Below are 9,766 nucleotides of genomic sequence, written 5' to 3'. Positions count from 1 at the left end.
GAAAGGGGACCACTGTTTCTCTCTATTTGCCCAAAGCCACGCAAACGCCTGACGTCGAAATGGAAGACGCCCAACCCCAAGCGTTTCCGACCGGTTCGGAGCGAGTCCTGGTTGTCGAGGACAACGACGATCTTCTGGATCTCACGTCGGCGATGCTGACCAGCTCGGGCTATCAGGTTCGTTGCGCTCGGAACGGCGCGGAAGCCCTTTGGATGCTCCAGAGCGAGGAATTTGATCTGGTGTTAAGTGACATCGTGATGCCAAACGGGATCAACGGCATCGAGGTAGCTCGCGAAGCGAGGCGATTGAACAAGCGCATCAAGGTCCTGCTGGCCTCGGGCTATGCGGGAGACGTGCTCGAACGACATCAAGCGGTGGGCGAATTTCCGATTATCGACAAACCATTCCGCATGTCGGATTTGGCGGCGCGCTTGCGGTCAATCCTGCACGAAGGTTGAGATGATCTCCTGCCGTTGCTTTCTTGGCGCGCATGGCGCCATTAACTAGGTTTACCTGACACACCAATGAATCTAACCTGTACTTCCTTCACATTTGACGTAGGGCCCGGTTCAAAAACCTCCAAACAGCGGGGAGCAGCAGTCGACGAGCCTTGGTGGGTCAAGCTGAGAAGAACTGAGGGCGAGCAATGCTGATCGCTACTCCCTCGAACTCGGACATCGCCCGATGAAGTAACCCAGTTCGCATTTGGGCAATACCCGACATTAACGTGAGCGATAATTTCCCAAGCATAAGCGTGGGTGCCCCGGCGCAAGCGGAAATCCTCGACGATCATTCTCATCGAACAGCGGATCGAACCACCTTCGTCGCGAGCGTAGCTACAGCGCTGATCCAGCTTCCAGGGCTGATCTCTCCGGCATGCGCTCCGGAATGGCACTCGCATGCGTTGCGAAAAAGTCACGGTGCGAAATGAAACTCGGCAGTGTCACGTCGCCGTGCATTGTGCGACATGTCTCCTGCGCTAAAAATTGTGGGGCATTCGATTTCCGAGTGGACGTACAGGTCTCAGGCGGAGGCCGGTAATGGCGACAACTCGAATCCTTCTCGGTCCGGCGGCGAGCCTTTTGCTCGCAACCAGCGGAGCCGCAGGCGCTGACCTTCCTGTCAAGGCGAAGCCGATCGAATATGTGAAGGTCTGCTCGGCTTACGGCCCCGGCTTCTTCTTCATCCCCGGTACCGACACTTGCATGAAGATCGGTGGCTATCTCCGGGTCGACACCACATTCAATGGCGGCATACAAGGCACGCCTGCCTGGAACGGCGACGCAGGCCAACATAACCGCTACTTCGACTACTTCGCCGCCCGCGCCCGTATGCTATTGTCATTCGATACCCGCACCGCCACCGACTATGGCGTGGTCCGTACCTTCGGGCAGGGCCGGTTTACGTTCAGCGCGCTCGGCAACAACACCTTCAACCCGAACTCGATCAACACCTCGCTTCCGGTGGCCAGCCAGCAGTTGCTCGACACTCCCGGCGGCGGCCAGGTTTCCATCCAGTACCTCTTTCTCCAGTTCGCAGGCTTCACCTTCGGTCAGTCGGCGTCTGCCTACGCCTCGCCTTGGCAGGGCTACCCCGGCAACATCACGGACTTCCTGATCGGCGGCCAAAACACTGATACCGGCGTCCAAAACATCCAGTACACTGCCGATTTCGGCAACGGAGTGACCGGCAGCATTGGCCTCGACGATCCAGTCGTATGGGACCGCACCGCGGTCTACAACCTGTCGCTGCCGCTGAACGCCACGCTGAACACGGGCAACGCTTATGCCGGCACCCATGCGCCCGATGTGGTCGGCAACATCCGCATCGACCAGGCTTGGGGTCTGTTCCAGATTTCGGCCGCGGCTCATGAAGTGAGCGGGTCGTACAACACGCTCAACGCGCTCGGTGCTCCGGCGGGCGCCGTCGCCCTGCCGGGCGCGGCGCCGACCGCGGCATCCGAGCTTTCCGGACATCCCGACACCTCGTGGGGCGGCGCGGCGATGGCGGTGTTGCAGATCAAGAACATCCCGACCGGTACCGGCGACGACATCAAGATGGACGCGAGCTATTCCAAGGGGGCGACGAAGTACGTCGTCTCGTCAGCTGCAACCTCGCCGAGCTTTGCCATATTCGGCAGCACCAACGCTTTTGGCGCCTATCAGAGCATCGGGTTCGGGGCGACGACCGACGGTGTCTTTCTGCCGGTCGCAGCCGGTGGCAACGGCTCGCTGCATCTGACGGAGGCCTTCGGCGTTCGCGGGGCATTCAACCACAACTGGGACCCATATTGGTCGTCGAGCCTCTTCGGCTCGTATGTGGGCGTCCGCTATGACGGCGCCGCCAAGGCCTTCATCTGCGCGAACTACACCACCCCCGCCAAGGCAATCAGTGCGGACTACATCTGCAACCCCGACTTCAACGTCTCGCAGCTTGGTGTCATCACCCGCTGGACGCCGGTCAAGGACCTGACCTTCTCGGCCGAATTCATGTGGGTTCACCTCGACCAGAAATTCCAGGGCACCGCCATCCTCGGAGCTGCGGCCCCCAAGCCGACCGCGCGCTACGAGTTCCAGGATCAGGACACGTTCCACCTGCAGCTTCGTGCCCAGCGTAACTTCTGAGGCCTTTTTCCAGCGAATAGACCTGACAAGGCGCTCAGTCTGTCTTGATTTAGCTAGACTAGGCTCCTGTAAAATCAGAGCATTGCCGTCCCACACAGCGTGAAAGCCGACATGCCGGGGAGATCAGGTTGGATCAAAAGCGACGATGGAGGTGAGCGCTCATCAACGACCGGTCCAGGGCTGACTGGTGACATCGCAATGGCGTTGGTTTAATTTGGCTCAAGGCCGACTTCAGGCATGGCCGGTGGCGCGGGGACTGCAACATCGGTACGTCTCGAGTCGATTTGCGACAGGCATAGCGAGCGCCCTCGATCGGTTCCGCCAAAGTTGGGACGCGCGGCGTGGTCGATCTTATCGAGACACACGGCCACGCAGCGTAGTGACATCAGCAGGCTGGACTGCTGACGCGGCATTTCCCCAGGTATTGCGCACATAGGTCAGGACGTCTGCAATCTCTGTGTCACTGAGATTCCAACCGAAGGACGGCATGGCGGGTGCGGTCGGGGCAGCTGAAGTGGCGACAGCGCGACTGCCGATCAGAACAACACGAATCAAGGATGTCGGATCAGTGGACTGGACCAGGGGCGCTTGTGCCAGGCGCGGGAATAGGTTTGGAACGCCGGCGCCGCTAGAAATGTGGCATGCCGCACAATGGTCCTCATAGATTGCCTTGCCCGCCACCATGCGTGTGGCATCGTGCGCCAGCGCAATGGCCGTGTTCGCGCTGCGAGGAGCGCGATCCTTCAGATAGGTGGCGATCGCAAGAAGATCAGCATCCGTCATATGAGAGGTCGAGTTCTCAACGGCCTCGGCCATCGGCCCGGACGCAATGTCGAACGAGTTGGCGCCGGTCTTAAGATAGCGGACGATGTCTTCCGTGGACCAACTCTCGATGCCCATACGGGGATCCGCGGTCAGATCAGGCGCATACCAATCCTGCAACAATGCGCCGCGCAAGGCTTCTCCACCCCGATCGCCGCCGGTGATGTTCTTCGGTGTATGACAGGTCCCGCAATGACCGAGGCCTTCGACCAGATAGGCCCCTCGGTTCCACAGATCCGACTTTGCCGGGTCGGGTTGAAATACCCCGGGCTTGAAATTGATCAAATCCCAGGTGGATGTTGTCGGCCGGCGGACATTGAACGGAAACCTAAGCTGATTCGGCTGAACCTCGTTTCGCACCGGCTCCAACGTGCGCAGATAGGCCCAGATGGCTGAGACGTCCTCGCGAGTAACCTTGGTGTAGGCGGGATACGGCATTGCTGGATAGAGGCGAATCCCATCCCTACCAATCCCCTCATGCATTGCCCGCCACAAATCTGATTCGGTCCAAGCACCTATCCCGGTCGCAACATCGGGCGTAATATTTGGACCGAACAACGCTCCGAACGGCGTCTCCAGTGCAGCGCCGCCGGCAAACGGCTTACCACCCGGCGCAGTGTGGCAGCTGGTGCAATCGCCGAGCACGGCGAGATACCGGCCGCGCTCGATCTTCGCGAACGCCTGGTTGTCTTCCGCCGCGCGCGCGGCAGCCAGGCCGATCACGCAGGCCGCGAGCGCAAGAGTCATCAGATTGCGCATTCTCATGCCATTACTTCGGAGTGCTGGCCGTCAAATCTGCACGAGCGAGCCGGGACTCTTCAGGTAGCGGTTTACGATCGCGTCTGCCGCCCAATAGGCGAGCGCGCCCACAGTATCCGTGGGATTATATCCGGGGTTCTGCGGGAAGGCCGTGGCGCCCATGACGAACAGGTTGGGCACCTCCCAGCTCTGCAAATAGCGATTGAGCGCGCTGGTCTTGGGCTCGACGCCCATAATGGCACCGCCGCAGGTGTGCGTTGTCTGGTACACGGTGACGTCGTAAGGACCGCGACGTGGATGCTTCTCAAGCTGCCGCGGTCCCATCTTCTGCGTGACCTCAGCCAGCCGGTCCGTCAGGTATGTCGACATCTTGAGCTCGTTGTCGTGGAAATCGAACGTCAGGCGCATCAACTTGCGGCCGAAGCGGTCCGTGTAGGTCGGATCGAGGTCGAGATACACGTCGCGATAACTATAGCAGCTGCCGTGCGTGACGGTCTCATAGCTGCTCAAGTAACTCTTCGCCACCGCCTTCTTCCACTCGGCGCCCCACCTCGGCGTTGCCCGTGGTGTCCTCCCAGTCTGGATCGGTCGGCCATTGGTCTGCACCGCGCCCATATAGCCGCCGCCGACGAAGCCATGCGGTCCGTGATCGAAATTGTCGCCGTTGAACTCGTCAATGCACATTCCGATCGAGCCCGACGCGATGAAGGGATTGAAGATCTTGTCGTCGAAGAACGCGCCTACGCTAGATGTGACTTGGTAGGAATAGTTTCGCCCAATCACGCCCTCGCCGGTACGCGGATCGTAGGGCTTGCCGACTCCGGAGTGCAGCAGCAGGTGCACGTTGAACAACTGGAAGGCGCAGAGCAGCACAAGGTCCGCCGGCTGCTCCCATTCGTTGCCACTGGTGTCGACATAGGTAACGCCGGTGGCGCGTTTTCCCGATCTATCCAGGTTGATCTTCGATACCTCGCATTGCGTGCGCGCCTCGAAGTTCGGACGGCGGATGAGTGCGGGCAGAATCGTGGTCTGCGGACTAGCCTTCGAGTAGTTGCCGCAGCCGAACCATTCGCAGAAGCCGCAATAAGTACAAGGGCCTATCGTGACGCCGAGCGGGTTCGTATATGCCTGTGAGAGATTTCCGGAAGGTTGCGGGAAGGGCTTATAGCCCATCTCCTGAGCCGCCTGTGCGAATAGCGTCGGGCCGTATGGCTGCTTCTGCGGCGGCGTCGGATATTCGCGGGACCGCGCTCCCTCGAAGGGATTGCCGCCCGCCTGTATCCGCCCTTTTATGTTGCCGGCTTTGCCGGACGTGCCGCACAGATATTCGAACTTGTCGTAATGGGGCTCGAGGTCATCATAGGTAATCCCCCAGTCCTGGATCGTCATGTCCTCGGGTAGGAATTTTTCGCCATAGCGCCCCACCAGATGCGTTCTCAGCTCGAAGTCGCTGGGCAGGAAGCGCCACGTCTCGGCATTCCAATGCACGCCGCCGCCGCCGACGCCATTGGGCGGCATGAAGGATCCCCAGCTGCGGATCGGCAGGGCCGTCTGACTGGCGTTGTTGCGGAAAGTCATTGTCAGCTGTTCCGGTCGCAGGAACAGATCGTGGCGGATGCGGTAGCGCAGCTCGTCTTGCGCGTAGGCCGGCGGGAAATCAGTCGCCGTGTCGCGCCATGGGCCGCGTTCGATCGCCACCACGTTCAATCCGGCACCAGTCAGCTCATGCGCCAGGATGGAGCCAGTCCAGCCCAATCCGACAATCACCACATCCGTTGCTGGCAATTTGCGCATCATATTCCCGATACTCCGGACGAGACTAAATTTGCGCGTTTGGCGCCTATTCGGGTCGGCCAGCAACGCCAATGGGTGGTAACGGATAACGCTCGTTGTGCCGCTCAACCCAGTCGCGGTAATCATAGCGCGCCCCGGGAAAACCGATCATCTTCCAGCCGACCATGTCGCGGTTGCCGCCGTAAACTGGATCAGCGAAGAACCCCTCCCGCGTGTTCTGCAGCAGATACTCGAAGAATGCGCGACCGCTGGTTCCTTCCAGTTGCACCTGATCTTTCTCGAGCGCGGAGAGAACCTTGTCCTTCTCATCGTCGGGAATCTGGGCGAAGGGCTTTCCCCCGTAGGTGGCGCGACAATATTTGTCCAATGCCGCCAGCGCCTGGCGATACCGCGCTGCCGGGGTCAACGGCGACTGATCTCCCTGCTCCGGCGTTCCGTCGGCGAAGGGCCCGTGCATGTAGAGCCCCTCGGCGCTGCCATACGATCCCGCAAGTTGTCGGTCGATAAAGACCGCACAGCCGGCGTCCTTGCCTCCCGGCGTCTCCGGGTCCGGCGGGATCAGCCGGTCGACGAGCGCTTCGACGGCAGCTCCTTCTTCCGGAGTGAAATACGCCCATGGCCCAGGCCGCACCGCTGTGGGTGGAGTGCCGGCACTTGGTCCCCATGGCAAGCTGCCCTTGACGACTAGCGCGCGAGCGGAGGTCGCCGAAAACAGCAAGGTCATGGCGGTGGTTATAAGCAATTCGCGACGGCACACGCCGGGATTAGAGCGCGACGAGCGGACTATTCCCTCAGCGGCGCCATCAGCACCGGGGGGCGTCTTCCGGATACCGTTGGCGCTGAGTCGGATCTCTGACGCGACCATAGTGCTCCCCTGGATCGTGAACTCGAAATTCCAAGGTGGCGCATGAAAACACAAGGATAGCACAGTCTAATCGGTTCTCAAGTCGGGTGCGTTCAGTTCAGCAATTTAGGTCGCAGCAAAGCGGGGGTTGGCGTGGCGCTTTGGGGTCCGGTGCGACGGGCTTGCCTGAAAGAACTTGAGCGTGAACTGATCGCGTGTTGCAAAGCAACATCCACGAATTCGAATCATCGAAGCGGTAGACGTGTTGCTCAAGCAAGAGAGATTTACGAGCGGGTTAAGGTGAAATTACATCGAGGCATTAACTGACCGCGCCGGATTGATCGCTCCGACTTGCGCGCGCCACTTCCGGTCTAGCCCGATAGGCGAAATTCCAACTGTTCTTCATGCTAATTTTCTGTCCATTTTTTTGCTTCCTCGTAAAGCGCTTGACTAAACACGCCGACTTAGCCTCGGGAAGCCCTTGTGCCTGCCCGGATGCGCATTCGCGTTTAACGACGTCATACAGAACCGACATCATCAACCGCGCACCATCGCCCGGTCCGATGCACCCGGCAGACTGCGGCAAACAGCGCACCTCTGTCCCAGACGCCCCGATTGGCCGCCACCGCATCGAGGCAATCAGCCGCGCAGAGGATTCGTTACGTCAGTAGGGCAGCCAATAGCCTTGCCGCTGCCGCGCAAAAGCGTAGCGCGGGTTGATCCCACAATACGAGCGGGTGCCAGACGCAGTCGCCCAGCATTGCTGGTAGGTCCAGAACTGGCAAAGGCCCGGCCAGCCCCAGTCTCGCGGCCCATTAGGCGGCTGCCGCCGGCCGCTAAACTTGCCCGGTGCCATTTGCGCGCCGACACCAGTGCTAATGCGGAGCGCGCCGCTGCGTCATTCCGAATTCGGCGGAAAATCGCAGCATGTCCTCCGCCGCCTTGCTCGCGATCCGCTGCACGGGATTGATGCGCGGGTTGCCCTCCGCCGACCGGATCAGCAACGCGTTCGCTGCGCCCTCGCGGTTCGCCATGCGCAGCAGGGTCTCCTCAGCGGTTTTCCAGCGGCTGTAGGCGCAGCAATAAGCAACGAAGGGACCGATATCGAGCACGGTCACCAGTCCGAGTCTCTGCATCGTGGCCGGCACGCCATCATTCATCGCGCGCAAAACTGTCGAGGTGCGACGGCGGTTCCGGGCGCTGGGAGCTCGATTGTAAGCTGCGGCTCGTTCTTCGGCATCGGGCGCTTGCCGGGATCGCCGCGCTGAAAGCAGATGATCGTCGGCTGCGGCGGTGGGCCAGGTCTCATCGCTTTCTCCCGGGTTAAACGCGCGATTATGTGAGTATGGGCACGTTTTCCGGAAAGTTTGGGCAACTTGCGGCCGCACGCGTTGGAGCGCCGCCGCCGCGCTCGGACGATAGGAGGACCTGCTTTTTTTGCTCGTTCCCCACCCCGTGTCGAGACGACCGCCAGGCCGTTGCTAATGCCCGCGTCCTTTTCCCTGTGGATAGGGCGCCGAACACGCAGCATCGGTTCTCTGCTCGCGTTACGTGTAGCGTTGGGCAGAGCGCATCATCATGACCACAGATCGGACAACACCGCTCGGGCTATTTAACTTCGCCGAGTCATACCGGCACGCCGCCGACCGGGTTCAAGCCAGCCGTGCCAAACCGCCGTTGCGCTTCTAGGCTCCGATCCGGTTCCTCTACTCGCACGCGCTGGAACTGTACCTCAAGAGCTGCCTGCGAGCTGACGGCCTGTCCATCGAGACGATCAAGGACCGCTATGGGCATGGCTTCAAGAAACTTCGGAGGGCATGCGCAAGGCGAGGTGTCATCTTCGATGACGAAGACGTCGAGATCATAGCGTTGGTTGATGGATCAAACTATTGGCGGTCGCGCTACATCGAGACGCGCTTCGTGCAGGCTGCCAGCCTACCGGGCATGGCTCGGACCTGCGACTCTCTCGCGCAATCTGCGTACCAATTCCTGGCGAGCAAGAAAGTACTCGTTCGCAGACCTGTTCGAACACCAGCCCGGCTTAGACGATGATTTGGATCAGTTTGCTCAAGGACGTTGCGGGCCCAGTCGCCACAATTGTCGCAGCTACTGCTGCGGCGTTCGTTGCCTACCGACTGGGACAGGGACAGATCGCGATTGCGAGGACCCAAGCCGAGATCGCGGAGCGCAACTGGCAAACATCTAACGAAAGGATTGTGTTGGAGCTGTTTGAACGTCGCTTGGCCTTTTTGAAGACATACAGGACGTCATTGGAGAGGTTGTGCGCAATGGGACGGCGAGCAACGATGAGCTGTTTCGCTACGCCAAAGCCTGTGATCGCGTGCTCTATTTTTTCGGACCCGAGGTGCCCGAATATCTGGAACGCTTGCGCCTTCACCTCATCGACCTGAATCTCGCGAACTCGAAGATGCAGAACCTGCATGACCCTGCGTATGCTGATTGGGTCGAAAAGAAACACGACCAGTTCACAGCTATCGCCGACTTCTACAGGGCCGCTCCGCCGATGTTTGCGCCCTACATGAAAGCCCATCAGAAAGTCGCCTAGGACGTCGATGCGAGCGGCGCGATCTCACCAAGGGTCAGCGAGCGATGCGGGGTCGCACGCTATATCCCGAGCCAGATCAGCGAGGCCGGGGCAAGAAGGGAAAAGCGGCGGACGCCGCCGATTTTAGCCAGCGACGCTTGCGCGAAACTCGCTCCGCCTTGGCCCATTCCCGCGATCTCGCGGTCGCGATCCGTGACGGCACCGTCACCATCGACGCCGCGATGCGTTACGCACTGTCGTCCTCAGTTGTTACGCTCGTTACGCCAGCACTCGACTGGCGTAACCGATACCCGTCCGACTTACTTTAATTGCAGTCCTTATTTCCAGGAGCATCAATCAAAAAATCATTGCGATGCC

General features: G+C 60.1%; 8 protein-coding genes. 3 read left to right on the top strand and 5 right to left on the bottom strand.

From position 1 onward, the window contains the following. Nucleotides 1-458 (top strand): response regulator (locus YY7_RS0148175; RefSeq protein ID WP_155255665.1); only part of this gene is annotated, 458 nt, incomplete at its 5' end. A 582-nt stretch (nucleotides 459-1,040) separates the two neighbouring features. Continuing rightward, nucleotides 1,041-2,624: a porin gene (locus YY7_RS0148165; RefSeq protein ID WP_028169223.1), complete on the top strand. Its 1,584-nt coding sequence runs from the start codon at nucleotides 1,041-1,043 to the stop codon at nucleotides 2,622-2,624. A 351-nt stretch (nucleotides 2,625-2,975) separates the two neighbouring features. On the opposite strand, the gene YY7_RS0148160 is transcribed toward YY7_RS0148165, so the two are convergent. The 5 genes from YY7_RS0148160 to YY7_RS0148145 form a co-directional block, all read right to left on the bottom strand. Beyond that, nucleotides 2,976-4,205 carry a c-type cytochrome gene (locus tag YY7_RS0148160; RefSeq protein ID WP_028169222.1) on the bottom strand — a complete coding sequence of 410 codons (1,230 nt, stop codon included), beginning with the start codon at nucleotides 4,203-4,205 and terminating at the stop codon, nucleotides 2,976-2,978. A gap of 30 nt (nucleotides 4,206-4,235) precedes the next feature. After that, nucleotides 4,236-6,002: a GMC family oxidoreductase gene (locus YY7_RS0148155; RefSeq protein ID WP_028169221.1), complete on the bottom strand. Its 1,767-nt coding sequence runs from the start codon at nucleotides 6,000-6,002 to the stop codon at nucleotides 4,236-4,238. A gap of 43 nt (nucleotides 6,003-6,045) precedes the next feature. Further along, nucleotides 6,046-6,864, bottom strand: a complete 819-nt coding sequence (locus tag YY7_RS0148150; protein ID WP_080664205.1) for a gluconate 2-dehydrogenase subunit 3 family protein — start codon at nucleotides 6,862-6,864, stop codon at nucleotides 6,046-6,048. Between the two features lie 643 nt (nucleotides 6,865-7,507). Next, nucleotides 7,508-7,699: a DUF3551 domain-containing protein gene (locus YY7_RS59800; protein ID WP_080664204.1), complete on the bottom strand. Its 192-nt coding sequence runs from the start codon at nucleotides 7,697-7,699 to the stop codon at nucleotides 7,508-7,510. Nucleotides 7,700-7,718: 19 nt separating this feature from the next. Continuing rightward, complete coding sequence (locus YY7_RS0148145; RefSeq protein WP_196237453.1) at nucleotides 7,719-7,979, bottom strand: P27 family phage terminase small subunit; 261 nt, start codon at nucleotides 7,977-7,979, stop codon at nucleotides 7,719-7,721. 1,145 nt (nucleotides 7,980-9,124) lie between these two features. On the opposite strand from YY7_RS0148145, the gene YY7_RS0148140 reads away from it, so the two are divergent. Continuing rightward, on the top strand, nucleotides 9,125-9,409 hold the full coding sequence (locus tag YY7_RS0148140; protein ID WP_028169218.1) for a hypothetical protein: 285 nt from the start codon (nucleotides 9,125-9,127) through the stop codon (nucleotides 9,407-9,409). Nucleotides 9,410-9,766 lie beyond the last annotated feature (357 nt).

This window comes from Bradyrhizobium elkanii WSM2783, from assembly GCF_000472865.1.
Lineage (GTDB): Bacteria > Pseudomonadota > Alphaproteobacteria > Rhizobiales > Xanthobacteraceae > Bradyrhizobium > Bradyrhizobium elkanii_A.
This window is presented reverse-complemented; position numbering and strand designations above follow the sequence as displayed.